A 26,474-nucleotide genomic window follows, 5' to 3' on the forward strand; every position below is an offset into this window, starting at 1 on the left:
ACGGCCGTTGTCAGCCCGTGCTCGTCCAGGCGTCCGGGCGCGGCTCCAGCACCGCGGAGACGACCTCGGCGGACGAGGTCATGACATCGGAGACGAACCGCAGGCGTGGGATGCCGAGTCGGCGCAGCGCCCGGCCGTGGTCGGCGGCGACGACGACGGTGACGGCCAGGAGAAGGAGCCGCCACAGGGCCATCACCGGGCGGCGTATCACGCGAGGTAACTCCGCCATCGAGGCGTGCAACCGCTCGCAGTGGAACGGGACATGGCGCTCCTCGTCGGACAGGATCCGTCCCGCCACATCCGAGGTGAGGGGGTCGTCGGTGCCGTCGCGCAGGGCCCGGTAATAGCGCAGGGCCACGAACTCCGCGATCATCAGGACCAGCAGCTCCAGCCGCAGGCCCATGAGGCGCCGTAAGCGTACGAAGACCGTGTCGCTCCAGTGGCCGGTCAACGTCCGTACGCCACCCGAGGCCAGCAGCCGGGCGAGGAGACGGGCGTGGTTCTGCTCCTCGGCGACGAAGAGCCGTACCGCGCGCGTGTAGTCGGCGTCGCCCGCCTCGTCCGCCTTGGCGACGAGGTTGGCTCCGTCACCGTCCTCACCGACCTGGAAGCGCTGGATACTGGCCCAGACCGCCGGATGCAGCCGCGCACCCCGCTCCCAGTCCGGGTCGCCCAGAGCGTTCCTGCGCTCACGCTCGTCCTCGAACCGCCTTGTCCACTTGGCGAAGTCGCCCGTACCCACCCGGTCTCCCCTCTCCGGGGCACGGTCGCGTGCCCTGGAGAGGGACGACGCTCGCGGGCAGTGAACCGTTCCCTGAGCAACAGACCTTGCTCACGGGACGAGCAGGGCGGCGATCAAGACGATCGGACGGTCCCGCTCGTCAGCCGCACTGGCACGGCGCGCCGGACTGGCAGCCGCAGCCGCAGCCCGAGCCGCAGCCGCACGCGCCCACCAACGGCAGGCTCCTGAGATCGGCGGGCTGTGGGGTGTCGCGCTCCTGCGTGGGGTCGGGCGTGCTGGGGGTCTCGGCCATGGGGCCCTCCTCGAGGCTTTCGAGACTGGTGCCGTACCCATTGCACGCCCGCCGTACCCGGCGCATCAACGGCGCACGGAGGCTCGTGCGCGCCCGAGGGCCTTGGGCAAGCCCCTCGGGCGCCCCCGTTCCGTCAGGCCCCCTCGGCCCCCGTCACCGGCGGCATCTCCGGCTGGAGCTCGTCCGCGTGCTCGCCGGTCACCAGGTACACCACCCGCTTCGCCACCGCCACCGCGTGGTCCGCGTAGCGCTCGTAGTAGCGGCCCAGCAGGGTGACGTCCACGGCCGTCTCGATGCCGTGCTTCCAGCGGTCGTCCATCAGGTGCTGGAAGAGCGTGCGGTGGAGCTGGTCCATCTCGTCGTCGTCCTGCTCCAGTTGCAGCGCCAGGTCGACGTCCTTCGTGATGATGACCTCGGCCGCCTTCGCCATCAGACGCTGCGCGAGCTGGCCCATCTCCAGGATGGTCGCGTGCAGGTCGTGCGGGACGGCGCGCTCGGGGAAGCGCAGCCGCGCCAGCTTCGCGACATGCTGGGCCAGGTCGCCCGAGCGCTCCAGGTCGGCGCTCATCCGCAGGGACGTGACGACGATCCGCAGATCCGTCGCCACCGGCTGCTGACGGGCGAGGAGGGTTATGGCGCGTGCCTCCAGCTCGTGCTGAAGATCGTCGACCTTCTGATCGCCCTCGATCACCGCTTCCGCCAGCTTCAGGTCGGCGTCGAGGATGGCCGTCGTGGCGCGCCCGATCGCCGACCCGACGAGTCGGGCCATGTCGACCAGGCCCTCACTGATCGAGTCCAGTTCCTCGTGGTACGCGTCCCGCATCAGGTGTCCCTCTCTCACGTCCGCTTCGGGGCGGGGGCCGGGAGCCCACCGCCATGGCGACCACGGTGGCCACGGGGCCTCCGCACCCCACGCTCCCACGTTCCGGCCCGTACGCGACTGTTTCCGGCATCCCCGGTGAATCACTCCTTGCTCCAAGGTGAACTCTGGGCGACGAGTGGTCCAGGTCGCACTCCCGTGGCTGGGGGCAGGGGACAGCAGGTGCCTAACCTGGATGCATGGACGTGAACGCGGCGGTCGCCGCAGCGGCAGCGATCGCCGGAGTACTCACCGGTGTCATCGCCATGCTGGCGTTCCGCTGGAGCGAGCGCGACCAGAAACGCCCCACCCGTACCTCCTCGCACCCCGAGTCCGTGCTGCCGCCCGGTGTGGACACGGTGCTGTCCGTACTGGGCTCCTCGGCCGTCGTCCTGGACGAGGCCGACACCGTGGTCAAGGCCAGCTCCGCGGCGTACGCGCTCGGTCTCGTACGCGGCGGGAAGATCGCCGTAGAGCCGATGCTCCAGATGGCGCGGGACACCCGGCGTGACGGCGAGATCCGCCAGGTCGAGCTGGACCTGCCGCGCCGGGGCACCGGACGCGGCGAAGCCCTCGCCGTCTCCGCGCGGGTGGCGCCCCTCGGCTCCCGGCTGGTGCTGCTCCTCGTCGAGGACCTCACCGAGGCCCGGCGCATCGAGGCGGTGCGCCGTGACTTCGTGGCCAACGTCAGCCATGAGCTGAAGACCCCGGTCGGCGCCCTGTCGCTGCTCTCCGAGGCCGTCATGGACGCCTCCGACGACCCCGAGGCCGTGGAGCGCTTCGCGGGCCGTATGCAGATCGAGGCGACCCGGCTGACGAACCTGGTCCAGGAGCTGATCGACCTCTCGCGGGTGCAGAACGACGACCCGCTGGAGGACGCCGAGCCGGTCCGCGTGGACGAACTGGTCGCCGAGGCCGTCGACCGGTGCCGCCACCAGGCAGGCACCAAGCAGATCACCATGGCCTCGAACATCTGGACGCCTCCGGGGCGCGACCCCAAGAGCGGCGGCGCCGGTCTGCACGTGTGGGGCAACCGCGGCCAACTGGCCGCCGCCCTCGGCAACCTCGTGGAGAACGCCGTCAACTACTCGCCCGCGCGCACCCGCGTCGGCATCTCGGCGCGCCGGGTGACCGCGTCCGGCGGGGATCTGATCGAGATCGCCGTGACCGATCAGGGCATCGGCATCTCCGAGAAGGACAAGGAGCGCATCTTCGAGCGCTTCTACCGCGTCGACCCGGCCCGCTCCCGTGCCACGGGCGGTACGGGCCTCGGTCTCGCGATCGTCAAGCATGTGGCCGCCTCGCACGGCGGGGAGGTCACCGTGTGGAGTTCCGCGGGTCAGGGCTCCACCTTCACTCTGCGGCTGCCGGAAGCGGGCGTGGCCCGCGACCGCGCGGCCGGCCATCCGACCGGACTCGATGACGAGGACGGCCGACCCGACGGGACGACCACCGTCTCTTCCCCGTACGAACCGCATCCCTCCCCGGAGGTCCTTCAGTGACCCGAGTGCTCGTCGTCGAGGACGAGGAGTCCTTCTCCGACGCCCTGTCCTACATGCTCCGCAAGGAGGGCTTCGAGGTGGCCATCGCGGCCACCGGGCCCGACGGTCTCGACGAGTTCGAGCGCAACGGCGCCGACCTCGTCCTGCTCGACCTGATGCTGCCCGGACTGCCGGGCACGGAGGTCTGCCGTCAGCTCCGGGGCCGTTCCAACGTTCCAGTGATCATGGTGACCGCCAAGGACAGCGAGATAGACAAGGTGGTCGGGCTGGAGATAGGGGCCGACGACTACGTCACCAAGCCGTTCTCCTCCCGGGAGCTGGTCGCCCGTATCCGGGCCGTCCTGCGCCGCCGCGGCGAGCCGGAGGAGGTGACGCCCGCCGCGCTGGAGGCCGGTCCGGTCCGTATGGACGTAGACCGCCATGTGGTCACGGTGGCCGGTGCCAAGGTCGACCTGCCGCTCAAGGAGTTCGACCTGCTGGAGATGCTGCTGCGCAACGCGGGCCGCGTGCTGACCCGTATGCAGCTCATCGACCGTGTCTGGGGCGCCGACTACGTGGGCGACACCAAGACCCTCGACGTCCACGTCAAGCGGCTGCGCGCCAAGATCGAGCCGGACCCGAGCGCCCCGCGCTATCTGGTGACGGTCCGCGGCCTCGGCTACAAGTTCGAGCCGTAAGCCGACGACGGCGCGGCACGGTCACGCACGACACAGGGCGGCACCCCTTCCCGGAGGAGGGGTGCCGCCCTGTCGTACGGGTGTGTCAGTGCCCGGCGGTGGCCGACGCCGACGCCGACGGGGCCTTGCTGTCGCCCGGCGACGCCGTGGCGCTCTCGGTCGGCGCCTCGGGGGCGGCCGGCGACGGGATGGCCGTCGGGCCCCACTTGGTGAAGTAGCTCTCGGCCGGGACGGCGAAGGCCTCGAGGCTCACGTCACCGGTCTTGCTGAAGGAGAAGGTCACCTTGTGAGCGCTGCCGCTCTTGACGGCCTCACCCGGATTGCTCAGCGCGGCGGAGGTGTTGCCCTTGCCGCCGATGACGACGGACCCGCCGGCCGGGACGGTCACCTTGCCGCCCTTGACGGGCGTGAGGTCGGCGGTGCCGGCGCCCTCCACGGCGATCGAGTCCAGCGTCTGGGGCGTGCGCCCGTCGTTGAAGACGGTCGCGGCGATCACGGCCGGGCCGCTCGACTTCTGGTCGGGCTGGGTGATGACGATCGCGTTCTGGATCTTGATGTCACCAACGGCGGTCGCGGCGTGGTCCGGCTTGATTCCCAGCGTCTGGGCGTCGTTGCCGGCACCGCACGCGGTGAGCGCGGTGATCGAGAACGCGATGGCGGCAGCGGCGAGGGCGCCGCGTCGAAGGCTGCTGCTCACGGCGGCGGCAACTCCTTGAACGTGGGCGGAGCAGGACGACCCCCTGATAAAGCCGCCCTAAGTGTCTGTCAGCGGCCATAGGTTACCGAGCCGTCCAGGAGCGCCCGCACCCGACCCTCCCCTAACCCCGACTTCGCCCCCGCGGGGACCGTACGACGACGCTCCCGGCACCCTGCCGCCGCGTCCCCTCACCTCCCGCAGTTCCCGCGGGTCTCACCAGCCGGACACATTGACCTTGCCGGAAGTGGACTTGGCGGAGTGGACCTTGACGGAGTTCCGCATTCACATAAGCGGGTTCCGAGTCCGGGCCTGGATTTCGGTAAGGAATGCGCGGCGGTAGGGAAAATCGATCAACGGGACAACAAGCGCGGATCGCCGTACGGCTTGATCAATTCCGGATTCGTACCGCATCCGGCTCCGGGCACCGAACGGAGTAGCGGAAGCGGAGCGGCCGGAGGAGGACAAATCTGGACGATCGGGCCCTCGTCAAGCGTTCGTGAAGCGTGTAACGTACGCGTTTCCCTTCGCCCGCAGAGCCGCTCCGACCTGCGAATACCTCCTTCCGCTCCCCCCTCGAAGCACGTCCCCGTCGCGGTTGTCAAGCCCCGAGATATGCCCTGACCTGCGAAAACGCCATTCAGAAGACGCAGTTTCCGTGTTACCCTGGATAGCCACGGAAGGGGTACCTGTCACATGACGTTCAAGGTTGGCGACACCGTGGTCTATCCCCATCACGGGGCCGCGCTGATCGAAGCCATCGAAACTCGTCAGATCAAAGGCGTGGACAAGACCTACTTGGTGCTGAAGGTCGCCCAGGGCGACCTGACAGTGCGTGTGCCTGCGGACAATGCGGAGTTCGTCGGTGTGCGTGATGTGGTCGGCCAGGACGGGTTGGACCGGGTCTTCGAGGTGTTGCGCGCGCCGTACGCCGAGGAGCCCACGAACTGGTCGCGCCGCTACAAGGCAAACCTGGAGAAGCTCGCCTCCGGTGACGTCATCAAGGTCGCGGAAGTCGTACGTGACCTGTGGCGCCGTGAGCGTGAGCGCGGACTGTCCGCCGGTGAGAAGCGGATGCTCGCCAAGGCCCGCCAGATCCTGGTGAGCGAACTCGCCCTCGCGGAGAACACGAACGAGGACAAGGCCGAGGCCCTGCTCGACGAGGTCCTCGCGTCCTGACGCTCATGCCGCCCCCTCGCTTCCCGACCAGGGCGCGATGGGCGGTCCGGTGCATTCCAGCACCCAGCACGCATGCACATGCCGTGGTGCCCGATGACGCAACAGCTGTCGCCGGGCGCCGCGGCATGTGCATACCCATGGGCATGCCCATCCCTACGGGCGTGGTCCTGCCCATGAGTCCTGCGGTGAGGTCCCCCCAGGAGCGAATGCCGGCCCGAGCGCCGTACGCCGGTGACCACCCCCGATACTCGGCGCCGGACCCCGGGCGGCTGCCGCCTCGACCAGAAGTCACGGAAAGGGTCTCCGGTCTGGGCGTCGCGCCCGGCATCCTGGCCATACCCACACCTGCCGAGCACACAAACCTGACAGGATCCGATGTCTGACGAATCACGTCCCTCGCCCGGCGCAGCCAGTACAGCCGCCGTGATTCCCGCCGCCGGCCGGGGTGTACGCCTCGGTCCGGGCGCCCCGAAGGCGCTGCGCGCGCTGAACGGCACGCCCATGCTCATCCACGCCGTGCGCGCGATGGCCGCCTCCAACGCCGTCTCCCTGGTGATCGTCGTGGCCCCGCCCGACGGCGCCACCGAGGTCAAGTCGATGCTCGACGCGCACGCGCTGCCCGAGCGGACGGACTTCGTCGTCGTCCCCGGCGGCGCGACGCGCCAGGAGTCCGTGAAGCTCGGCCTCGACGCGCTGCCGCCCGGGTACGACACGGTCCTCGTCCATGACGCGGCCCGCCCGCTCGTCCCGGTGGACACGGTGGACGCCGTGATCGACGCGGTACGGGACGGCGCGCCCGCCGTCGTCCCCGCGCTGCCGCTCGCCGACACCGTGAAGGAGGTCGAGCCCGCGAGCGCCCCCGGCGCGCCGGAACCGGTGGTCGCGACCCCGGACCGCGCCCGGCTGCGCGCGGTGCAGACCCCGCAGGGCTTCGACCGCGCGACGCTGGTCCGGGCCCACGAGACGGTGACGAACGACGTCACGGACGACGCGAGCATGGTGGAGCAGTTGGGGCTGCGGGTCGTGGTGGTGCCCGGCCACGAGGAGGCCTTCAAGGTCACCCGGCCCCTGGACCTGGTGCTCGCGGAGGCCGTGCTGGCGCGCAGGAGGCTCAACGATGGCTTCTGAGACACCTCTGTTGCCCCAGGTGGGCATCGGCACCGACATCCACGCCTTCGAAGAGGGGCGGGAGTTGTGGTGCGCCGGTCTGAAGTGGGAGAACGCGGGGCCGGGTCTCGCGGGCCACTCGGACGCGGACGTGGTCGCCCACGCCGCGTGCAACGCGCTCTTCTCGGCGGCCGGACTCGGCGACCTGGGACAGCACTTCGGCACGGGCCGGCCCGAATGGTCGGGCGCGTCCGGCGTCACGCTGCTGACGGAGGCGGCCCGTATCGTGCGCGCGGCCGGATTCCGGATCGGGAACGTGGCGGTGCAGGTCGTCGGTCCCCGGCCGAAGATCGGCAAGCGCCGCGCGGAGGCGCAGAAGATCCTGTCCGAAGCGGTGGGGGCACCGGTCTCCGTGTCCGGCGCGACGACGGACGGCCTCGGCTTCCCCGGGCGCGACGAGGGGCTGATGGCGATCGCCACGGCGCTCGTGGTGCGCGAGGGCTGAGCGTGTGCGAGGGTACCCGGAGAGTGACCGGAGAACGAGGTCCCGGAGGTACCCATGCCCGCCGCCGTACTGTCCGACCGGCTCAAGAACCTGCTCGACAGCCCCGTCTTCATCGTCGTCGGGACACTCCAGCCCGACGGCGGTCCGCAGCTCTCCCCGGTGTGGGTCAAGCGGGACGGTGACGCGATCCTCTTCTCCACGACGGCGGACCGGCGCAAGAAGCTGAACCTGGACCGCGATCCCAGAGTGAGCATCGTGGTCCAGGACCCCCGGTCGCCGTACGAGTACGCGGAGATCCGGGGGACCGTGGAGGTGTCGACCGAGGGCGCCCGGGACCTCATCGACGAGCTGTCGCTCAAGTACACCGGCAAGAAGTACGCCGAGTTCAACCCGGAGTCGGTGCGGGACGCGGAGCGGGTGGTGGTCAGGGTCGTGCCGCGGAAGGTGGTCGGCCGTATCTGAAGTCGGCGCCGCGTACGGGTCACCGCCGTGTCCAGGTCACGGCCGTATCGCGGGTCGGCGCCGTATCCGCGTCAGGCGCGAGGCACTCCCCGCGGCCCACTACCCTGGACACGTGACTATTCGCCTGTACGACACCAGCGCCCGGCAGATCCGCGACTTCTCCCCGCTCAAGCCGGGTTGCGTCTCGATCTACCTGTGTGGCGCCACCGTGCAGGCGGCCCCGCACATCGGGCACATCCGCTCGGGCCTCGACTTCGACATCATGCGCCGCTGGTTCGCCTACCGCGGCTACGACGTCACGTTCGTCCGCAATGTGACGGACATCGACGACAAGATCATCACCAAGTCCGCCGACCAGGGCCGCCCTTGGTGGGCCATCGGGTACGAGAACGAGCGCGCCTTCAGCCGGGGCTACGACGTCCTCGGCTGCCTGCCGCCGACCTACGAGCCGCGCGCCACCGGGCACATCACCGAGATGGTCGAGATGATGCGCACGCTCATCGAGCGCGGGCACGCCTACGAGGCCGACGGCAACGTGTACTTCGACGTGCGCTCCTTCCCCGACTACCTCCAGTTGTCCAACCAGGAACTGGAGAACCTCCTGCAGCCCTCCGGGGCCGGGGAGACGGGCAAGCGGGACCCGCGCGACTTCGCGATGTGGAAGGCCGCCAAGCCCGGTGAGCCGACCTGGGAGACGCCGTGGGGACGCGGCCGACCGGGCTGGCACCTGGAGTGCTCGGCGATGGCGCACAAGTACCTCGGCTCCGCCTTCGACATCCACGGCGGCGGCCTCGACCTGATCTTCCCGCACCACGAGAACGAGATCGCCCAGGCCCAGGCCTACGGTGACGAGTTCGCCCGGTACTGGGTGCACAACGCCTGGGTCACCATGAGCGGCGAGAAGATGTCGAAGTCGCTCGGCAACTCCGTGCTCGTCTCCGAGATGGTCAAGCACTGGCGCCCCATCGTCCTGCGCTACTACCTCGGCACCCCGCACTACCGCTCGATGATCGAGTACAGCGAGGAGGCCCTGCGCGAGGCCGAGTCCGCGTTCGCGCGCATCGAGGGGTTCGTGCAGCGCGTCGTCGAGAAGGCGGGGGGCGCCGTCGAGCCCGCCGACGAGGTGCCGCCCGCGTTCGCCGAGGCGATGGACGACGACCTGGGCGTGCCGCAGGCGCTCGCCGTGGTGCACACCACGGTCCGGCAGGGCAACAGCGCGCTGGCCGCCGACGACAAGGACGCCGCCGTGGCCCGGCTCGCCGAGGTGCGGGCCATGCTCGGGGTCCTCGGCCTCGACCCGCTCGACGCGCACTGGGCCGGGGAGAACGACCGCGGCGAGGATCTCCACGGCGTCGTGGACAGCCTCGTGGGCCTCGTGCTCCAGCAGCGCGAAGCCGCCCGTGCCCGTAAGGACTGGGCCACCGCGGACGCCATCCGCGACCAGCTCGGCCAGTCCGGGCTCGTCATCGAGGACAGCCCCGAGGGGCCGCGCTGGACGCTCGGCCAGCGCTGAGCCGCTCACCGATCCGATGATCGATTGTGCCGCCCGGCCCTCCGGGCGGCACACTGCATACGTACCGCATGGACGTACTGCACAGACGTACAGACGAACGCTTCGAAGAGACAGGTAGGTCATGGCCGCGAACAACCGCCGCATGTCCGGCAAGAAGGGCGCGCAGGTCGGCAGCGGCGGCCAGCGGCGCCGGGGCCTCGAGGGCAAGGGGCCGACCCCGCCCGCCGAGATGCGCAAGGGGCACGCCAAGCAGCGCGCCGCCCAGGCGAAGGCGCGCCGTACCCAGCCGGGGCGTCCCACGCGCCGTACGGGCGGGAAGTCCTCGTCCGAGCTGGTCGTCGGGCGTAACCCCGTGGTCGAGGCGCTCCGCGAAGGGGTGCCCGCCTCCACGCTCTACGTCCAGCAGTTCATCGACAACGACGAGCGGGTGCGCGAGGCGCTCCAGCTCGCGGCCGAGCGCGGCGGCATCAACCTCATGGAGGCCCCGCGTCCCGAGCTGGACCGGATGACGAACGGGCTGAACCACCAGGGCCTGGTCCTCCAGGTCCCGCCGTACGAGTACGCGCACCCCGAGGACCTCGCCTCGGCCGCCTACGACGAGGGCGAGGACCCGCTGATCGTCGCCCTCGACGGGGTGACCGACCCGCGCAACCTCGGCGCCGTCGTCCGTTCCGTCTCCGCCTTCGGCGGGCACGGTGTCGTCGTGCCGGAGCGGCGCGCGGCCGGGATGACCGCCGGTGCGTGGAAGACGTCCGCCGGTACGGCCGCCCGTACGCCTGTCGCGCGCGCCACCAACCTCACGCGCGCCCTGGAGGCGTACAAGAAGGCGGGCATCACCGTCGTCGGTCTGGCCGCCGACGGAGAGGCCGAACTCCACGCGCTGGAAGCCCTGGACGGGCCGGTCGTCATCGTCGTCGGCAGCGAGGGCAAGGGCCTGTCGCGGCTCGTCGGCGAGACCTGCGACGTCCGGGTCCGGATCCCGATGCCGGGTGGGGCGGAGTCGCTCAACGCCGGTGTGGCGGCGGGCATCGTGCTCTACGAGGCGTCCCGCAGGCGCGTCTGACCGCGCGGGTCGTATAGGCGATGAAGGGCTGAACACATGTTCAGCCCTTCACACGTAAGAGGCGAACCCCTCGCTGGGGACGCGCTTGACGGGGTCCGGACAGATCCGCGCGGTCAAGGCAGTGTCCTAACCACACGTCACTCGGTTAGATGAGTGTGGAGACCAGAACGCCCCGCACACCCACGGGGGACCGATCGTCGGGATTCGACGACACCCCCGTGCTGAGCATGGTGAAGGTGCCGAGCGATCCGGCGCAGGTCATCGTCAATCACGCCAGCTTTCGCGTGCAGTTGGGCGCCCCGGCGCGGCGCGCCCAGCCCCGGCGCGTCGTATGGCAGGCGACCTCGCCGCAGGTCGTCGCGCGTATGCCCTACGCCGGTGCGGCGGACAGAACTGACGTGTCCGGTACGCCCGTTGCTCCCGCCCGCCGCCGTCGGCCGGTCGTCTGGACCGGGAAGTCGGGGCCCGACGACACCGGCGCGCACCGGCTGTTGCAGGCGGTGCGGAGCACGAGCGTGGGCTACGGCGAGGACGCGGGCGCGACCCAGGTCCTGCCGCGCGTCGACGGCCTGCCGGGGACCGACGGCTATGACGAGCTGACCGAGGCGACCGTCCCGACACCGATCGTCGGTGGCGGGCACGGCCACGGCCGCGATCTGGGCCGCACCCGGCTGCTGCCGCACATGCGCAGCGCCGACGACGCGTACGGCGAGTCCGGCCACGACCCGTACGAATCCCCGTACGGGGAGCGGGAGTTCGCGGCCGCGGACCGGCCCCCGGGGCGGCGGCACGCGGGCGACCAGACGCGGCACGCCTACTACCCCGGCCGCCGGTTGAACCTCGGCGTGGTGCTGCTGCCCCTGCGGATCGTCCTCGGCTCCATCGCCGCCTACGCGGGCATGAGCAAGCTCTGCGACCCGGTCTACTTCGACGGTGGCAAGCAGGGCTCCATGGTCGCCTGGCTCCACACGCTGCACCCCTGGCAAGTCGCCGAGCCGCTGCGGCAGTTCGCGCTCCAGCACCCCATCGGCACGGGTCTCGCCGTGGCCTTCCTCCAGGTGATCGTGGGCGTGCTCACGGTCCTCGGCCTGTGGCAGCGCGTCGCGGCCGTGCTCGGGGCCCTGCTCTCGGCCGCGCTGATCGTCACGGTGAGCTGGCGGACGGACCCCGCGTACGAGATGGCCGACATCCTCTATCTCGCGGCCTGGTCCCCGCTGATCATCGCCGGGGCGCCGGTGTACTCCGTGGACGGACGGCTCGCGGCGGGGGCGTGGCGCACGCTCGGGCCGCGCTCGGACATCTGGGAGCTGCGGCAGTACGTGCTGCGCCGCGGCGCGCTGGTGGCGGGGCTGGTGACCGGGGTGATCCTGCTGGTCGGGTCGCTGCTCGGCGGTGCCGTGCGGGACGCGAACCGCGTGGTCGTGCCCGGCCCCGGCGAGGCGCCGCGCAACGAACTGCCGGGCTCGCCGCTGCCGGAGACGCCGGGCGCGCGGCATCACAAGGCGAGCCCCTCGGCCTCGCGGCCGCCGACGACGCACGGAACGACGTCCTCGCCGTCCGGCGCGGCCACGGCCCGGGAGACGGCCGGTGCGACGGGCGCTCCCGGTACGACCGGCGCCCCCGGCCGGACGGGCGCGACGGGCGCGGCCACGGGCGGTCGGCCGAGCCAGACCCAGGGCACCGTGGGCCAGGCCCCGCAGCGGCAGTCGGTACCGCAGCGGCAGGCCCCGAGCACCAGCGCGGGCCCGTCGTCCTCCGGCGGCAGCGGCACGGGCGGCCCGACGGGCGGCACGGGCGGCGGAAGCAGCGGCGGCTCCGGAGGCTCGGACCGTCTGGTGGGCGGCCTGCTGGGGTAGCTCGCGGTGGGTGTACAGGAGGGGCCCCTGCACGATGTCCGTGCAGGGGCCCCTCTTGCGTGAGACGTGAGAGCTGTCAGCGGTTGTCCGGTCGGCCACTGCGGTGGCAGGCCCCGAGCGTCTGGTGGGTGGCCTGCTGGGGTAGCTCGCGGCCGACACACAGCAGGGGCCCCGCGCGATCTTGTGCACGGGGCCCGCCCTTGTGTGAACGTCCGGTCAGCGGCCCAGCGCCGCCAGCTCCCTGGCCGCCTCCGTGAGGTCCTTCGCCGTGTCGATGGCCCGCCAGTACGCGCCCTGCGGGATCGGGAAGCCGGCCAGCCGCCGCTCCCGGGCCAGGCGGGGGAACGTCGTACGTTCGTGGTCCCCACGCTCGGGGAGCAGCCCGGCGAACTCGGCGGAGAAGACGTAGACGCCCGCGTTGACCTCGTACGTCGTCGGCGGGGACTCGATGAAGTCCGTGACATGGCCGAAGCCGTCCGTCTGGACGGCGCCCCAGGGGATGCGCGGACGCGCCAGCGCGAGCGTGGCGACCGCGTCGCGCTCGGTGTGGAAGTCGGCCATGTCGCGCAGCGAGAACCGGGTCCAGATGTCGCCGTTCGTCGCGAACCACGGCTGGTCGGGGTGGGGGAGATGCGAGGCGGCGTACCGCAGACCGCCACCGCGGCCGAGCGGCTCGGTCTCGACGACCGTGGTGACGCGGACGGGCAGTTCGGTCGACGCCAGCCAGTTTTCCAGGACGTCGGCGAGATGGCCACAGGAGACCACCACGTCCGTGACGCCCTCTTCGGCGAGCCAGGCGAGCTGATGGCCGATGATCGGGGTCCCGGTGCCCGGGATCTCCACCATCGGCTTGGGGCGGTCGTCCGTGTACGGACGCAGCCGTGAGCCCTGGCCGCCGGCCAGGATGACGGCTTGAACGGGGCGCGAGGCGGCGTGCGGATCGGTCATGACCCGCACTGTACGTCGCGCCCCGTCAGCCGTTTCGGGCGGTATGCCCTGGCGCCGGGCGAACTTCAGCCGTGCTGCGCCACGCCCGAGGCGAAGGAGGTGTCGCAGGCCGGGCGGGCGTAGGACTGCGCGCGGGAGGCGCCGTAGACCCGGACCGCGGCGCGGCCGAGGGCGCGGGCGATGGACGTGCAGTGCTTGGCCAGCGCCGGGCGGCCGTTCACGGCCTGCTGGAGGTGGGTGAGCGCGACGCCGGGGTTCTCCTGCTGGAGTTCCAGCAGCAGCCGGTCGCGCAGCACGTCCTGCGGGGCGCGGGCGGAGCTGTGCGCCGCCCCCTTCGCCGGGATCGCCTCCGAGGCGGCGAGCACCGAACTCGAAGGGTTCCCCGACCAGTTGACGCGCGCGACCGCCAGGGTCCCGGACAGCACCAGGACGACAGGCAGGACGAGGGCGAGGGTGCGGCCGACCCGGAGAGCGGGGCCACGGCCGCGCCGTGCCCGTGGAGTAGTGGAGTGCTTCACGCGAGCGAGCGTAGCGCGAGGTAGTGATTTGGCGACATTTAGTCACCGGTTCGAGGGATACGGAAGCCGTGAATTGTGGGTAAGGGGTTGACGCGCGCCGCTCGAATTGCCCTTGTTCGCCGGGGTCTTGGCGGATAGCGGAGACCGAAGGTGAAGGTCCGCGGGCGAGGGTTGACGACGAAGAGGGCCCCGCGGCGAATCGCGGGACCCTCTTCAGCGATGCACAGGTGTCAGTCGGAGAGCCGCTCACCCGTCGACGTCGAGAACACGTGGGTCTCGCCCGGCTGCGGTACGACGTGCACGGTGGCGCCCTTCTCCGGGACCGCGCGGCTGCTGACGCGGACGACGAGGTCCGTGTGCTCGCCGCCGACCTCGACGGAGCCGTAGATGTACCCGTCGGCGCCCGTCTCCTCGACGACGTTCACGGAGACGGCCAGTCCGGCCGGGGCGTCCTTGGAGAGCGCGGACGTCGCGCCGTCGCCCTGCTGCACGTCGAAGTGCTCGGGCCGGACGCCGACCGTGACCGTACGGTCCCCCTTGTCGGTGGCGGCCTTCAGCGCCTCGCGGCTGACCGGCACCACGCTGTTGCCGAACTTCACCCCGCCGTCGGTGATCGGGACCTCGACCAGGTTCATGGCCGGGGAACCGATGAACCCGGCGACGAACAGGTTGGCGGGCTTGTCGTACATGTTGCGCGGGGTGTCGATCTGCTGGAGCAGCCCGTCCTTGAGCACGGCCACCCGGTCGCCCATCGTCATGGCCTCGACCTGGTCGTGGGTGACGTAGACGGTGGTGATGCCGAGACGGCGCTGCAACGAGGCGATCTGCGTACGGGTGGAGACGCGGAGCTTGGCGTCGAGGTTGGACAGCGGCTCGTCCATGAGGAACACCTGCGGCTCGCGCACGATGGCGCGGCCCATGGCGACCCGCTGACGCTGACCACCGGAGAGCGCCTTCGGCTTGCGGTCCAGGTACTCGGTGAGGTCGAGGATCTTCGCGGCCTCCTCGACCTTCTTGCGGATCTCCGCCTTCGGTACCCCGGCGATCTTGAGCGCGAAGCCCATGTTGTCCGCGACGGTCATGTGCGGGTAGAGCGCGTAGTTCTGGAACACCATCGCGATGTCCCGGTCCTTGGGCGGCAGATGCGTGACATCGCGGTCACCGATCCGGATGGCACCGCCGTTCACGTCCTCCAGACCCGCCAGCATGCGCAACGAGGTGGACTTGCCGCAGCCGGACGGGCCGACCAGGACGAGGAACTCCCCGTCCTCGATCTGGATGTCGAGCGCGTCGACGGCGGGCTTGTCGGAGCCCGGGTAGACCCGGGTCGCCTTGTCGAACGAGACAGTGGCCATGGTGAATGGGCCCCCTTCACCGGCAGGAACGTGCCGGACGATCCGTTGTAAAGGTGGTGAGCCACTACGGGGTTCCGTTGTGGTGTAGTCCACACGAGTGAACTGATTCAGGACGGTACCCGGCGTCACCGCACCCTGTCAGTACCGGGGGGAGGACGAACTTCCCGGGAATTCCCGCCGGAGCCACAACGGGACCTGGGTACACTGCACGGGCACACACACGCAGGCCTCCTTAGCTCAGCTGGTCAGAGCGCCGCTCTTGTAAAGCGAAGGTCGTCGGTTCGAATCCGACAGGGGGCTCCATCGCTGAACAGCGCGAACGCCCCGGCCGAGGATCGGTCCGGGGCGTTCGGTGTTCCTGGTGCTGCTGTGGGGCTACTTCACGTCGACGAAGTCGCCCGTGGCGTTGACCGCGGGGGTCGTGGTCGTGCCGGCGAAGCTCCAGCGCCAGTAGCCGTCCTGTGCGGCCTTGACCGTGGTCTTCAGCGTGCCGGTCTTGGAGGTCTTCACCGTCTTGACGGTGGTGTACGTGCTGCTGTTCTTCTTCCGGAACTGGAGCTTGACCGGCTGGGACGTGTAGCCCGCGTACTTACGGGTGTCCCAGTTGGCCCGGTCCAGCTTGCCCGTGACCGTGATGGTCCTGCCCTTCTTCACGGGCTCCGGGGAGGCGTTGACCGTCAGCCGGGACAGCCGCTGGAACCTGACCGAGGAGAACGAGTCCCGCTCGGTGAAGTTCCCGTCCTTGCCCCAGGCGGCGGCGTAGACGTGCCAGCTCGTGGCGTTGGTGTTCCACAGGTATCCGGGGTCGACCGTGATGGTGAGGGTGCAGGTCGAGGTGGTGGCCTTCGCGGCCTTGCACTTGGCCCTCGACCCGTCCGGGTGGAACCCGAAGCCGTACAGGTTCGGCTTGCCGTCGCGGCCCCTCCAGAGGTAGGAGAGCGCGTCGTCGATGCCCGAGGCGTGGGACGCGGTGACGGAGACCGTCACCTTCTTGGTGGCGGTGGTACCGAGCACGATCGGCTTCCCACCGTTGACGACGACCTTGCTGATCACCGGGGCGGAGTCCGCCTGAGCGACCGGCACGGTGAGGGCGGACAGGGCCAAGGCGCCGGAGACAGCGGCAACAGTGGCACGGATACGCATGTGTTCCCCAAGTCTGGTCCGTGGGTCTGCTGACCCGACAGGCCAGACCTGAGGTGAACGCGAAAGGTTGTACGGAGAGACGGCATCTGCGCGCAGAGGCGTGGGTGTACGCCCCTTCACCCACGTGGTTCATACGAGTCGCGCGCTTCCTGTGGCCGGAACACGATCGAGGAACGCTGACGTCGCGTCACCCGCGCTCGGCGTCGACCTCCGCCCGGTGAAGGAGATGTGCCCTCAAATGACCACAACGTCTGAACGTGTTTCAGAACCGACGACCCGGCCGGCGACGAAACGAGTCTCCCAGTCCGTGTTCGACGGCTCCCGCCTCCGTGTCGTCCTGCTGGTGGACGTCCACGACGGCATGCAGCCGGAGTTCCTGAAGGCGTACGAGCACCTGTGCGGCCAGGTCGCGAAGGTCCCCGGCCATGTCAGCGACCAGATCTGCCAGTCGATCGACAACCCCGCGCAGTGGCTCATCACCAGCGAGTGGGAGAGCGCCCCGCCCTTCCTCGCCTGGGTGAACAGCGAAGAGCACGTACAGATGGTGCGGCCGATGAACACCTGTATCCGGGAGACCCGGTCGATGCGCTTCCACATCATGCGCGAGACCGGCATCGGCGTCCCGGCCGTGTCCGAGGACCGGCGACTGCGGAACGCCCCCCGGATCGGCGACGGCGTGATCCGCCACGCGATCACCTTCACGGTCAAGCCGGAGAGCGTGCCGACCGTCGCGAAGATCCTCGCGAACTACGCGGCGCCCGAGGCGCGGGTCGACGACACCACCCGGCTGTGCCGCACCTCGCTGTTCATGCACGGCAACCGGGTCGTGCGGGCCATCGAGGTCGAGGGCGACCTGCTCGCGGCGCTGCGCCATGTCGCCCGGCAGCCCCAGGTACGGGCCGTCGAGGAGGCCATCAACCCGTATCTGGAGCAGGAGCGCGACTTCAAGGACCCCGAGGCCGCCCGGATCTTCTTCGCCCGTGCCGCGCTGCCCGCCGTGCACCATGTGACGGCCGGGCAGGAGTACCAGGACACCGAGCGGCACGCCCTGTACTACCCGGCCCGCCCCGGCTGCGGGATGAAGCTCGCCCGGCTGCTCTCCGAGCACGACGAGGCCCAGGCGGAGAACCCGGCCGGCCCCGTCTGCGGCAGCACGATCTTCCAGCGCGACGACATCGTGGTCCGGCTGATCGACGTACGCGGCGGCCTCGCCGCCGACCCCGTCCGCTCGCTCGGTCTGCGCGACCCCGAGCAGGCGGCCGAGCTGGCGGCCCTCGTCGACACCGCCGCCGGACCGGACGCGTCCGCGCTGGACAGCGGCGACCTCAAGGGCTTCCTCGAGTTCGCCCGCATGGACCTCGTCACCGACCGCCACGCGTCGACGGCCTGACCGGCCCCCGTCGGCCGAGCCCCCGCCGACGCAGCACACCATCGGAGGAACGACGTGATCAAACCCCGTCCCAGAATCGTGGATCTCAGCGAGACCGACCCCAACCGCAGACGCGGAGGCGATCTGCGCGCCATGCTCACCCCGGCCACGGTCGGGTCCACCAGCGGATTCATGGGCGTGGCCATCGTGCAGCCCGGCGACCGCATCGGCGAGCACTATCACCCGTACTCCGAGGAGTTCGTGTACGTCATCTGCGGAGAACTGGAAGTGGACCTCGACGGTGAGGCCACCCCGCTGCGGCCCGAGCAGGGGCTCATGATCCCCGCCTATATGCGCCACCGCTTCCGCAACGTCGGTGACGAGGAGGCCCGGCTCGTCTTCCACCTCGGCCCGCTCGCGCCCCGCCCGCAGCTCGGCCATGTCGACACCGAGGACGACGCCGCCGTCCCGGTCGCCGCCGCCGAGGGAGCAGGGGCGGCCGACCGAGACCAGGTTCCTTCATGACCCGGCGCGTGGCGGTCACCGGTATAGGCATCGTGGCCCCGGGCGGCATCGGCGTACCGGCGTTCTGGGACCTGCTCGCGGCGGGCCGCACCGCGACGCGGGGCATCACCTTCTTCGACCCGAGCAGCCTGCGCTCACGGATCGCCGCCGAGTGCGACTTCGACCCGGTGGCCCACGGGCTCGCGCCGGAGGACGTCGAACGCGCCGACCGGTACATCCAGTTCGCCCTGGCCGCGGGCGACGAGGCCGTCCGGGACGCCGGGCTCGACCTGGCCCGGGAGGACCCCTGGCGGGTGGGCGTCTCGCTGGGCACCGCGGTGGGCGGCACCACCCGGCTGGAACACGACTACGTCCAGGTCAGCCACCACGGGCAGCGCTGGGACGTGGACCACCGCGAGGCGGACCCGCATCTTCACCGCGCCTTCTCGCCCAGCACGCTGGCCTCGATGGTGGCGGAGCGCTTCGGGGCCCGCGGGCCGGTGCAGACCGTCTCCACGGGCTGCACCTCGGGCCTCGACGCGGTCGGCTACGCCTTCCACACCGTCGAGGAGGGCCGGGCCGACATCTGTGTGACCGGGGCGTCGGACTCGCCGATCTCACCGATCACCATGGCCTGCTTCGACGCGATCAAGGCCACGTCCCCGAACAACGACGACCCGGCGCACGCCTCCCGCCCCTTCGACGCCGACCGTGACGGGTTCGTCATGGGCGAGGGCGGCGCGGTGCTCGTCCTGGAGGAACTGGAACACGCACGGGCCCGTGGCGCGCACGTGTACTGCGAGATAGGCGGATACGCCACCTTCGGCAACGCCTACCACATGACCGGTCTCACCAAGGAGGGCCTGGAGATGGCCAGGGCGATCGATGTCGCGCTGGACCACGCCCGGCTCGACGGCTCGGCGATCGACTACGTCAACGCCCATGGCTCGGGCACCCGGCAGAACGACCGTCATGAGACGGCCGCGGTGAAGCGGGCCCTCGGCCACCACGCCTACGACACGCCCATGAGCTCCATCAAGTCCATGGTGGGGCACTCGCTCGGGGCGATCGGGGCCATCGAGGTCGTGGCCTGTGTGCTGGCGCTGGCCCACCAGGTCGTGCCGCCGACCGCGAACTACGAGACCCCCGACCCCGAATGCGATCTGGACTACGTGCCCCGTGTGGCCCGCGAACGGAGACTGAACAGCGTGCTCTCCGTGGGCAGCGGGTTCGGCGGATTCCAGTCCGCGGTGATCCTGACCCGGCCGAGGGAGAGGACACGATGAACGCACCGCACGTCCGGCGCGCCGCCGTCACCGGAATCGGCGTCGTCGCGCCCAACGGAACGAGCACCGACGCGTTCTGGAAGGCCACCCAGGAAGGAGTGAGCGTCCTCGACCGGGTCACCCGCGAAGGGTGCGAGCAGCTACCGCTGCGGGTGGCCGGTGAGGTCCGTTCCTTCGACGCGTCGGCGGCCGTCGAGGAGCGCTATCTGGTCCAGACGGACCGGTTCACGCACTTCGCGATGGCCGCCGCCGATCTCGCGCTGACGGACGCCCGGCTCGGCCAGGCCGATGTCGACGGCGCGCCGTTCTCCCTCGGTGTGGTCACCGCCGCGGGATCCGGCGGCGGCGAGTTCGGGCAGCGCGAGTTGCAGCGGCTGTGGGGCAAGGGCAGCCGGTTCGTCGGCCCGTACCAGTCCATCGCCTGGTTCTACGCGGCCAGCACCGGTCAGATCTCGATACGCCGTGGCTTCAAGGGCCCTTGCTCGGTCGTCGCCGCCGACGAGGCCGGCGGTCTGGACGCCCTGGCGCATGCCGCGCGGGCCGTGCAGCGGGGCACCGACGCGATCATGGCCGGTTCCACCGAGGCGCCGCTGGCCCCGTACTCGATGGTCTGCCAGCTCGGCTACGAGGAGTTGAGCACCGTCGACGACCCGGCGCGGGCCTACCTCCCCTTCACCAAGGGCGCCCGCGGATTCGTGCCCGCCGAGGGCGGCGCCATGCTCGTCGTGGAGGAGGAGACCCGGGCCCGGGAGCGGGGCGTACCGGTCCGGGCTGTCATCGCCGGACACGCGGCGACGTTCACCGGCGCCTCTCGCTGGGAGCTGTCCCGCGACGGGCTCGCCCAGGCGATCCGCGGCGCCCTGCGCGAGGCGCGCTGCGCCCCCGAGGAGGTCGACGTCGTCTTCGCCGACGCCCTCGGGGTACCGGAGGCCGACCGTGCCGAGGCGCTGGCGATCACCGACGCCCTGGGTCCCCACGGCAGACAGGTGCCGGTCACGGCGCCCAAGACCGGTACGGGACGCGGCTATTGCGCGGCGCCCGTCCTGGACACGGCCGCGGCGGTGCTCGCGATGGAGCACGGCCTGATCCCACCCACCCCCAACGTCTTCGACACCTGCCATGACCTCGACCTGGTGACCGGCCGCGCCCGCGCCGCCGAACCGCGCACGGCGCTGGTCCTCAGCCGGGGACTCATGGGGTCGAACTCGGCCCTCGTACTGCGGCTCGCCTCCTAGGCGAACGACCGACAGCCGACCGACCGCCAGCCGACCGACCGCCAGCCGACCGACCGCCGGCCGAACGACCGACAGTCGAGAACCGAAGGGCGAACGACCGACCACGCGACGCCTCGCAGCGAGGCCGCCCTGGAGCAAAGGAGAGGAACCGCATGAGCGCATCCATCACCCTCGAAGAACTGGCCGAGCTGATGAAACAGGCCGCCGGTATCACCGTGGCCCCGCAGGACCTCAAGGAGCAGTACGACTCCGCCTTCGACTCGCTCGGCCTCGACTCGCTGGGCCTGCTCGGCATCGTGGGCGAACTGGAGAACCGCCACGGCACGCCGATGCCTCCGGACGCCGAGCGGTGCAGGACGCCCCGGCAGTTCCTCGACCTCGTCAACAGCACTCTGATGGCAGGAGCCTGATCATGGCCGGACACACCCAGAACGAGATCACCATCGCCGCGCCGCTAGACCTCGTGTGGGACATGACCAACGACCTGGAGAACTGGCCGCAGTTGTTCAGCGAGTACGCGGCCGTGGAGATCCTCTCCCGCGAGGGCGCGAAGACGACGTTCCGGCTGACCATGCATCCCGATGAGAAGGGCACGGTGTGGAGCTGGGTCTCGGAGCGGGAGACGGACCGCGCCGGGCTCAGCGTCAAGGCCCGCCGCGTCGAGCCGGGCCCCTTCGCGTACATGGACATCCGCTGGCGCTACGAGGAGGTGGCCCAGGGCACCCGGATGGTGTGGGCGCAGGACTTCGAGATGAAGCCGGACGCGCCCGTGGACGACGCCTGGATGACCGACAACATCAACCGCAACTCGAAGATCCAGATGGAGCTCATCCGGGACCGCATCGAGAAGGTGGCGGCCCAGCACCGCCCGGCCTCGGTCCTGGCCGACTGATCCAGCGGGAGCACGGGACGGAGAGCAGGACGATGTACCAAGAGTTGATCGTCGCCCGGATGGCCCCCGGCTCGGCCCCGGACATCGCCAAGGTGTTCGCGGAGTCCGACCGGGGGGAGCTGCCGCACCTCGTCGGGGTGGCCCGGCGCAGCCTCTTCCAGTTCGGGGACGTGTACATGCATCTCGTCGAGGCCGAGCGGGACCCCGGCCCCGCCATCGCCAAGGTGGTCGGCCACCCGGAGTTCCGGAACATCAGCGAGCGCCTGTCGGCGTACGTCACCGCGTACGACCCGGAGACCTGGCGCTCGCCCAAGGACGCGATGGCGCAGTGCTTCTACCGCTGGGAGCGTGACGCCACGTCCTGAACAGCCGCCCACACCGCCGACGATCGCCGGGCCCTGTCCTCCCACGGGCCCGGCGATCAGCCGCGCAGTGCGCGTCCGATCTCCAACTGCACCGTCTCCAGCGGGCGTTCGTCCTCGATCTCCCACAGGCAGTTCTGTAGCACTCGCCCCAGCGTCCAGGCCCGTGCCCGCTCCCGGTCCAGGCCGAGGGCGGCTGTCAGCGCGTCGAAGCGCCACCGGGTCTCGGCGGGGTCGTAGCGGTTGTCGAGTGCGGGCATGAGGTCGAAGCCGGGGTCGCCCGCGAGCGGCTTGGGGTCGATGGCCAGCCAGGGGGCGCGGTCGGCGGCGAGGACGTTGGCGTAGTGCAGGTCCCAGTGCAGCAGGCGGTCGCCGGGCTCGGAGAGCACCTCGCGGACCGCCGCCGCGCAGTCCTCGATCAGACGGCGGTCCGCCGGGTCCGGGATCCGCTCCAGCACCCGGGGCACCTGCTCCAGCATCCCCCGCGCGATGTCGCCCAGTCGGCGTATTCCCGCCGGGGCGGGCCGGGAGGTCAGCCGGGCCAGCAGCTCGGCGATGACGAGGACGGCCTCGCGGGCGTCCGGCAGGTCCGTGAGCGCGCGCTCGTGGTCGAGGCGCTCCAGCAGGAGCGTGCAGGTCGCCGCGTCGTGTTCCAGCAGCCGTACGGCCCCCTCGCCGCCCCAGGCCCGCAGCGCGACCGGCTCGCCCTCGCTCTCCGCGTCCAGGAGCTGGAGCTTCAGCGCGGCCGGTGTCCCCTCGGCCCGGCGCACCGGAAGGACCAGCGCGCACACCCCGTACATCGAGGGCCCGTCGATCCGCAGCCGCCAGCGGTCCAGGAATTCCGCCGCCCGCCGGGGCAGGTCCGCGATGAACGCCCGCCCCGCGTCGCCGTTGAACATCTCCTGTGAGGCGGCCAGCTCGCCAGGCACCGGAATCACCTCCCCGACGATACTGGCGAGTGTGAAGCGGGGCATACGTTTCCGACGTCTGCCCGGGGCAGCGGCGGCCTACGTCCGCAGCGCCCCGGGGACCTACCTCTGGCTGCTGCTCCTGTGCCTCACCACGGTCGCCCTGCGCCATATGCCCCCGGGGGTGGCCGAGCACTTCCTGCGCCGGCGCTCCACGAACCTCCACGAGCTGTCGTCCCACCCCGTACGGGCCCTCATCGCCAGCGCGATGTGGATCGAGGGCGGATACGTCCTGCCGTACGCCGTGCTCTACACCGTCTTCCACGCGCAGGCGGAGCGCTGGCTGGGCACCGTGCGCTGGCTGGCCGTGTGCCTCGCCGCGCACGTCCTGGCCACGCTCGCCAGCGAGGGCGCGCTGCTGCTCGCGATCCGGGACGGCAGCGCCCCGCGCTCGGCGTTCAACGCCCTTGACATAGGCGTGAGTTACGCACTGGCCGGGGTGGTGGCAGTGCTCACGTACCGGATCGCTTCGCCCTGGCGGTACGTGTATCTGGCGGGCGTCCTGCTGGTCTACGGGACCCCGTTCGCCCTCGCCCCCGACTTCACCAAGTTCGGACATCTCGTCTCGGCGGTGATCGGTCTGGCCTGCCGACCGCTGGTGGTGGGGCGGGGAAGACCATGGAATCCGAAGGAGACACTGGCCGCACTCAGGAGTTAACGTCCGGCGCATGAGCAGCGCAGCGAACAGCGTGGTCAACGGCGGTATCTCCTACTGGTACGCGGACGACGGCCTCCCCGCCCCGCGGGAGCCCCTCGCCGGGGACGCGTCCGCCGACGTCGTGATCGTCGGCGGTGGCTACACCGGCCTGTGGACCGCGTACTACCTCAAGAAGGCCGCGCCGTTCCTGCGGATCACGGTGCTGGAGCAGAAGTTCTGCGGCTACGGCGCCTCCGGGCGCAACGGCGGCTGGCTCTACAACGGCGTCGCGGGCCGCGACCGGTACGCGAAGCTGCACGGCCACGAGGCCGCGGTGAGGCTCCAGCAGGCGATGAACGAGACGGTCGCCGAGGTCGTACGGGTCACCGAGGACGCGGACATCGACGCGGACGTACACGTCGGCGGTGTCCTGGAGGTGGCGTACACGCCCGCGCAACTGGCCCGGCTGAAGGCGTTCCACGAGCACGAGCTGTCGTACGGGGAGAAGGACCGCGAGCTGTACGGCGCCACGGAGACCGCCGAGCGGATCCGGGTCGCGGACGCCGTCGGCTCGACCTGGACCCCGCACGGGGCGCGGCTGCACCCGGTGAAGCTGGTCAAGGGCCTCGCGGCGGCCGTCGAGGCGCTCGGTGTGACCGTCCACGAGCAGACCCCGGTCACGGAGATCCGCCCGAAGCACGCGGTGACGCCGTACGGCACCGTCCGGGCGCCCTATGTGCTGCGCTGCACCGAGGGGTTCACGGCGTCGCTGAAGGGCCAGCGGCGTACCTGGCTGCCCATGAACTCCTCGATGATCGCGACCGAGCCGCTGACCGACGAGCAGTGGGCGGAGATCGGCTGGGAGGGCCGCGAGACGCTCGGCGACATGGCGCACGCGTACATGTACGCGCAGCGCACCGCCGACGGCCGGATCGCGCTCGGCGGGCGCGGGGTGCCCTACCGCTTCGGCTCGCGCACGGACAACGACGGCCGCACCCAGCCGGCCACCGTCGAGGCCCTGCGCGAGATCCTCGTCCGCTTCTTCCCGTCACTCGCCGGGGTGAACGTGACCCACGCCTGGTCGGGCGTGCTCGGGGTGCCGCGCGACTGGTGCGCCACGGTGACCCTGGACCGCTCCACGGGGCTCGGCTGGGCGGGCGGTTACGTCGGCTCGGGCGTGGCCACCACGAACCTCGCCGCGCGCACGCTGCGCGATCTGGTCCAGCAGGACTCCGGCCAGGCGGGCGCGACCGAGCTGACCGCGCTGCCCTGGGTGAACCACCGGGTGCGCAAGTGGGAGCCGGAGCCGCTGCGCTGGCTCGGCGTGCACGGCATGTACGCCACCTACCGCACGGCCGACCGCCGCGAACTGACCACGCACAGCGCCGAGTCCTCGAAGCTGGCCAGGATCGCGGACCGGGTGGCGGGACGGCACTGAGCCCCCGGAAGATCACGTTCCGGGGCTTGCCGGAACCCGCCACCCCTGTGTGACACTGCGCCCATGATCCGCACCGCGACCCCCGCCGACGTCCCCCTCATCCACACGATGATCTGCGAGCTGGCCGAGTACGAGAAGGCCTCGCACGAGGCACGGGCGACGCGGGAGCAGCTCCACGAGGCCCTGTTCGGCGAGCGCCCGGCGGCCTACGCCCATGTCGTCGAGGACGGGACGGGCGAGGTCGTCGGCTTCGCGCTGTGGTTCCTGAACTTCTCCACCTGGCGCGGGGTGCACGGCATCTACCTGGAGGACCTGTACGTCCGCCCGCAGGCCCGCGGCGCCGGGTACGGCAAGGCGCTGCTGACCGAACTGGCCCGCCTCTGCGTCGCCCGCGGCTACGAGCGCCTGGAGTGGTCGGTGCTCGACTGGAACACCCCGGCCATCGGCTTCTACAAGGCCCTGGGCGCCCGCCCGCAGGACGAGTGGACGGTGTACCGGCTGACGGACGAGGCGCTGGCGGAACTGGGCGGCGGCGCCGAGCAGAGCTGACTCAGTCCGCCACCCGCAGCCCTATCTGCGCCGCCAGCACGGGGGCCAGGTCCAGGAGCTGGGCGTGGCTGACCACCGCCCCGGACAGCCGGTCCACACCCCGGGCGATGTCCAGCTTCGCCGCGCCCCGCAGGTCCACGTCCACCAGGGTCGCGGCCGTGAGGTCCGCGCCCTTCAGGACGCAGTCGGTGAACGAGACGCGCTCCAGCCGGGCGGCCCCGAAGTCCGGCTCGACCAGGACGCAGCCCTCGAAGACGACGTCCTTGAGCCGCGCCTTGCGCAGGTTCAGGTAGTCGATCTTGCCGCCGCGCACCAGCACCCGCTCAAGGACGGCGCCGTGCAACTGCACCCCGCCGAGCCGGGCCTCCACCAGCTCCACATCGCGCAGCGTCGCCTCGGCCAGGTCCGTGCCCACGCCCCGTATGCCCGTGAGGACCGAGTCCAGGATCCGGGCATGGCGCAGCCGCGTCTCGTCCAGCGCGCAGCCCGTCAGCGCGCAGTCCATGAACCGGGCGCCCGCGCCGTCCTGCCCGACGAATTCCGCGTCCCGGAACTCCAGCCCGTCGTAGTCCCCGTCCGGCGTCAACTCCCCCTCGTCGAACGCCATCAGCTCCGGCAGCCGCACCTCGGGCCTGCGCGCCGCCTTCACCACCCGCTTCCTGTGCACCATGTCCCCATCGTGCACCCCACCACTGACACCGCCCCCGGCCGTCGCCTCTCTGACCGGCCCTTCCCCGACCTGTCCTGAAGGTGCGTTACGTGGTGATCCATGGTCTTCTGGCAGGGTGATCGCCCTCCGAGCGGGAGAGCCCGCGGCAG

29 protein-coding genes and 1 tRNA gene are annotated in these 26,474 nt (G+C 71.0%); 20 read left to right on the forward strand and 10 right to left on the reverse strand.

Annotated elements, in window-relative coordinates; translation table 11 throughout:
* Nucleotides 1-10 precede the first annotated feature (10 nt).
* The 3 genes from ACZ60T_RS26945 to phoU form a co-directional block, all read right to left on the reverse strand.
* Complete coding sequence (locus tag ACZ60T_RS26945) at nt 11-742, reverse strand: ferritin-like domain-containing protein (RefSeq protein ID WP_469668202.1); 732 nt, start codon at nt 740-742, stop codon at nt 11-13.
* Between the two features lie 139 nt (nt 743-881).
* Nucleotides 882-1,034, reverse strand: coding sequence for a hypothetical protein (locus ACZ60T_RS26950; protein ID WP_365624897.1), 153 nt, complete (start codon nt 1,032-1,034; stop codon nt 882-884).
* Between the two features lie 133 nt (nt 1,035-1,167).
* Nucleotides 1,168-1,857, reverse strand: a complete 690-nt coding sequence (gene phoU, locus ACZ60T_RS26955) for a phosphate signaling complex protein PhoU (protein WP_365624894.1) — start codon at nt 1,855-1,857, stop codon at nt 1,168-1,170.
* Nucleotides 1,858-2,093: 236 nt separating this feature from the next.
* On the opposite strand from phoU, the gene phoR reads away from it, so the two are divergent.
* Nucleotides 2,094-3,395: a two-component system sensor histidine kinase PhoR gene (gene phoR, locus ACZ60T_RS26960; RefSeq protein ID WP_365624891.1), complete on the forward strand. Its 1,302-nt coding sequence runs from the start codon at nt 2,094-2,096 to the stop codon at nt 3,393-3,395.
* 5 nt (nt 3,396-3,400) lie between these two features.
* A complete protein-coding gene (gene phoP, locus ACZ60T_RS26965; RefSeq protein ID WP_469668354.1) occupies nt 3,401-4,072 on the forward strand; it encodes a two-component system response regulator PhoP in 672 nt (223 codons plus the stop codon).
* 85 nt (nt 4,073-4,157) lie between these two features.
* Here phoP and ACZ60T_RS26970 read toward each other — a convergent pair whose 3' ends face one another.
* Entirely contained in the window at nt 4,158-4,769 is a 612-nt protein-coding gene (locus ACZ60T_RS26970; RefSeq protein ID WP_469668204.1) for a copper chaperone PCu(A)C domain-containing protein, read from the reverse strand.
* Between the two features lie 693 nt (nt 4,770-5,462).
* On the opposite strand from ACZ60T_RS26970, the gene ACZ60T_RS26975 reads away from it, so the two are divergent.
* The 7 genes from ACZ60T_RS26975 (at nt 5,463) to ACZ60T_RS27005 (ending at nt 12,451) form a co-directional block, all read left to right on the forward strand.
* The gene (locus tag ACZ60T_RS26975; RefSeq protein WP_003953493.1) at nt 5,463-5,945 is read left to right on the forward strand and encodes a CarD family transcriptional regulator; all 483 of its coding nucleotides are present in this window, start codon (nt 5,463-5,465) and stop codon (nt 5,943-5,945) included.
* 375 nt (nt 5,946-6,320) lie between these two features.
* A complete protein-coding gene (gene ispD / locus ACZ60T_RS26980) occupies nt 6,321-7,073 on the forward strand; it encodes a 2-C-methyl-D-erythritol 4-phosphate cytidylyltransferase (protein ID WP_365624885.1) in 753 nt (250 codons plus the stop codon).
* Nucleotides 7,063-7,557, forward strand: a complete 495-nt coding sequence (gene ispF, locus ACZ60T_RS26985; protein WP_365624882.1) for a 2-C-methyl-D-erythritol 2,4-cyclodiphosphate synthase — start codon at nt 7,063-7,065, stop codon at nt 7,555-7,557. The genes ispD and ispF overlap by 11 nt, the downstream gene beginning before the upstream one ends.
* 54 nt (nt 7,558-7,611) lie before the next feature.
* Nucleotides 7,612-8,019 carry a PPOX class F420-dependent oxidoreductase gene (locus ACZ60T_RS26990; RefSeq protein WP_469668205.1) on the forward strand — a complete coding sequence of 136 codons (408 nt, stop codon included), beginning with the start codon at nt 7,612-7,614 and terminating at the stop codon, nt 8,017-8,019.
* Between the two features lie 112 nt (nt 8,020-8,131).
* A complete protein-coding gene (gene cysS, locus ACZ60T_RS26995) occupies nt 8,132-9,532 on the forward strand; it encodes a cysteine--tRNA ligase (RefSeq protein WP_469668206.1) in 1,401 nt (466 codons plus the stop codon).
* A 121-nt stretch (nt 9,533-9,653) separates the two neighbouring features.
* Nucleotides 9,654-10,595 (forward strand): 23S rRNA (guanosine(2251)-2'-O)-methyltransferase RlmB, encoded by a 942-nt coding sequence (gene rlmB, locus ACZ60T_RS27000; RefSeq protein ID WP_365624873.1) that lies wholly within the window; start codon nt 9,654-9,656, stop codon nt 10,593-10,595.
* A 149-nt stretch (nt 10,596-10,744) separates the two neighbouring features.
* Complete coding sequence (locus ACZ60T_RS27005; RefSeq protein WP_469668207.1) at nt 10,745-12,451, forward strand: DoxX family protein; 1,707 nt, start codon at nt 10,745-10,747, stop codon at nt 12,449-12,451.
* Between the two features lie 216 nt (nt 12,452-12,667).
* Here the strand turns inward: ACZ60T_RS27005 and ACZ60T_RS27010 are convergent, their stop codons facing one another.
* The 3 genes from ACZ60T_RS27010 to ACZ60T_RS27020 form a co-directional block, all read right to left on the reverse strand.
* Nucleotides 12,668-13,399, reverse strand: a complete 732-nt coding sequence (locus ACZ60T_RS27010; RefSeq protein ID WP_469668209.1) for a nucleotidyltransferase family protein — start codon at nt 13,397-13,399, stop codon at nt 12,668-12,670.
* Between the two features lie 65 nt (nt 13,400-13,464).
* On the reverse strand, nt 13,465-13,917 hold the full coding sequence (locus tag ACZ60T_RS27015; protein ID WP_365624864.1) for a hypothetical protein: 453 nt from the start codon (nt 13,915-13,917) through the stop codon (nt 13,465-13,467).
* A gap of 230 nt (nt 13,918-14,147) precedes the next feature.
* Nucleotides 14,148-15,272, reverse strand: coding sequence for an ABC transporter ATP-binding protein (locus ACZ60T_RS27020; protein WP_365624861.1), 1,125 nt, complete (start codon nt 15,270-15,272; stop codon nt 14,148-14,150).
* A 226-nt stretch (nt 15,273-15,498) separates the two neighbouring features.
* Between ACZ60T_RS27020 and ACZ60T_RS27025 the strand changes: the two genes are divergently transcribed.
* Nucleotides 15,499-15,575, forward strand: a tRNA-Thr gene (locus ACZ60T_RS27025).
* Between the two features lie 72 nt (nt 15,576-15,647).
* Here the strand turns inward: ACZ60T_RS27025 and ACZ60T_RS27030 are convergent.
* A complete protein-coding gene (locus ACZ60T_RS27030) occupies nt 15,648-16,415 on the reverse strand; it encodes a DUF5707 domain-containing protein (protein WP_469668210.1) in 768 nt (255 codons plus the stop codon).
* A gap of 238 nt (nt 16,416-16,653) precedes the next feature.
* On the opposite strand from ACZ60T_RS27030, the gene ACZ60T_RS27035 reads away from it, so the two are divergent.
* The 7 genes from ACZ60T_RS27035 (at nt 16,654) to ACZ60T_RS27065 (ending at nt 22,066) form a co-directional block, all read left to right on the forward strand.
* Nucleotides 16,654-17,805: a SchA/CurD-like domain-containing protein gene (locus ACZ60T_RS27035; RefSeq protein ID WP_469668211.1), complete on the forward strand. Its 1,152-nt coding sequence runs from the start codon at nt 16,654-16,656 to the stop codon at nt 17,803-17,805.
* Between the two features lie 54 nt (nt 17,806-17,859).
* Nucleotides 17,860-18,309 carry a cupin domain-containing protein gene (locus ACZ60T_RS27040; protein ID WP_469668213.1) on the forward strand — a complete coding sequence of 150 codons (450 nt, stop codon included), beginning with the start codon at nt 17,860-17,862 and terminating at the stop codon, nt 18,307-18,309.
* Nucleotides 18,306-19,574, forward strand: a complete 1,269-nt coding sequence (locus tag ACZ60T_RS27045; protein ID WP_469668214.1) for a beta-ketoacyl-[acyl-carrier-protein] synthase family protein — start codon at nt 18,306-18,308, stop codon at nt 19,572-19,574. The genes ACZ60T_RS27040 and ACZ60T_RS27045 overlap by 4 nt, the downstream gene beginning before the upstream one ends.
* Nucleotides 19,571-20,809, forward strand: coding sequence for a ketosynthase chain-length factor (locus ACZ60T_RS27050; RefSeq protein ID WP_469668216.1), 1,239 nt, complete (start codon nt 19,571-19,573; stop codon nt 20,807-20,809). Before ACZ60T_RS27045 ends, ACZ60T_RS27050 begins: the two co-directional genes overlap by 4 nt.
* A gap of 152 nt (nt 20,810-20,961) precedes the next feature.
* On the forward strand, nt 20,962-21,219 hold the full coding sequence (locus tag ACZ60T_RS27055) for a phosphopantetheine-binding protein (RefSeq protein ID WP_469668217.1): 258 nt from the start codon (nt 20,962-20,964) through the stop codon (nt 21,217-21,219).
* Nucleotides 21,220-21,221: 2 nt separating this feature from the next.
* Nucleotides 21,222-21,701 (forward strand): SRPBCC family protein, encoded by a 480-nt coding sequence (locus tag ACZ60T_RS27060; RefSeq protein ID WP_365624820.1) that lies wholly within the window; start codon nt 21,222-21,224, stop codon nt 21,699-21,701.
* Nucleotides 21,702-21,733: 32 nt separating this feature from the next.
* Entirely contained in the window at nt 21,734-22,066 is a 333-nt protein-coding gene (locus tag ACZ60T_RS27065; protein ID WP_365624817.1) for a TcmI family type II polyketide cyclase, read from the forward strand.
* Between the two features lie 56 nt (nt 22,067-22,122).
* On the opposite strand, the gene ACZ60T_RS27070 is transcribed toward ACZ60T_RS27065, so the two are convergent.
* A complete protein-coding gene (locus tag ACZ60T_RS27070; protein ID WP_469668218.1) occupies nt 22,123-23,037 on the reverse strand; it encodes an aminoglycoside phosphotransferase family protein in 915 nt (304 codons plus the stop codon).
* Here ACZ60T_RS27070 and ACZ60T_RS27075 point away from each other — a divergent pair.
* The 3 genes from ACZ60T_RS27075 (at nt 23,024) to ACZ60T_RS27085 (ending at nt 25,655) form a co-directional block, all read left to right on the forward strand.
* Nucleotides 23,024-23,689, forward strand: a complete 666-nt coding sequence (locus ACZ60T_RS27075) for a rhomboid-like protein (RefSeq protein ID WP_469668219.1) — start codon at nt 23,024-23,026, stop codon at nt 23,687-23,689. The two genes, ACZ60T_RS27070 and ACZ60T_RS27075, sit on opposite strands and share 14 nt — an antisense overlap.
* Before the next feature lie 10 nt (nt 23,690-23,699).
* A complete protein-coding gene (locus ACZ60T_RS27080; RefSeq protein ID WP_365624808.1) occupies nt 23,700-25,106 on the forward strand; it encodes an NAD(P)/FAD-dependent oxidoreductase in 1,407 nt (468 codons plus the stop codon).
* Nucleotides 25,107-25,169: 63 nt separating this feature from the next.
* Complete coding sequence (locus ACZ60T_RS27085; protein WP_469668220.1) at nt 25,170-25,655, forward strand: GNAT family N-acetyltransferase; 486 nt, start codon at nt 25,170-25,172, stop codon at nt 25,653-25,655.
* A gap of 1 nt (nt 25,656) precedes the next feature.
* Here the strand turns inward: ACZ60T_RS27085 and ACZ60T_RS27090 are convergent, their stop codons facing one another.
* On the reverse strand, nt 25,657-26,325 hold the full coding sequence (locus ACZ60T_RS27090) for a pentapeptide repeat-containing protein (protein ID WP_469668221.1): 669 nt from the start codon (nt 26,323-26,325) through the stop codon (nt 25,657-25,659).
* Nucleotides 26,326-26,474: the final 149 nt, after the last annotated feature.

It is taken from the genome of Streptomyces sp. NPDC104371, assembly GCF_055583785.1.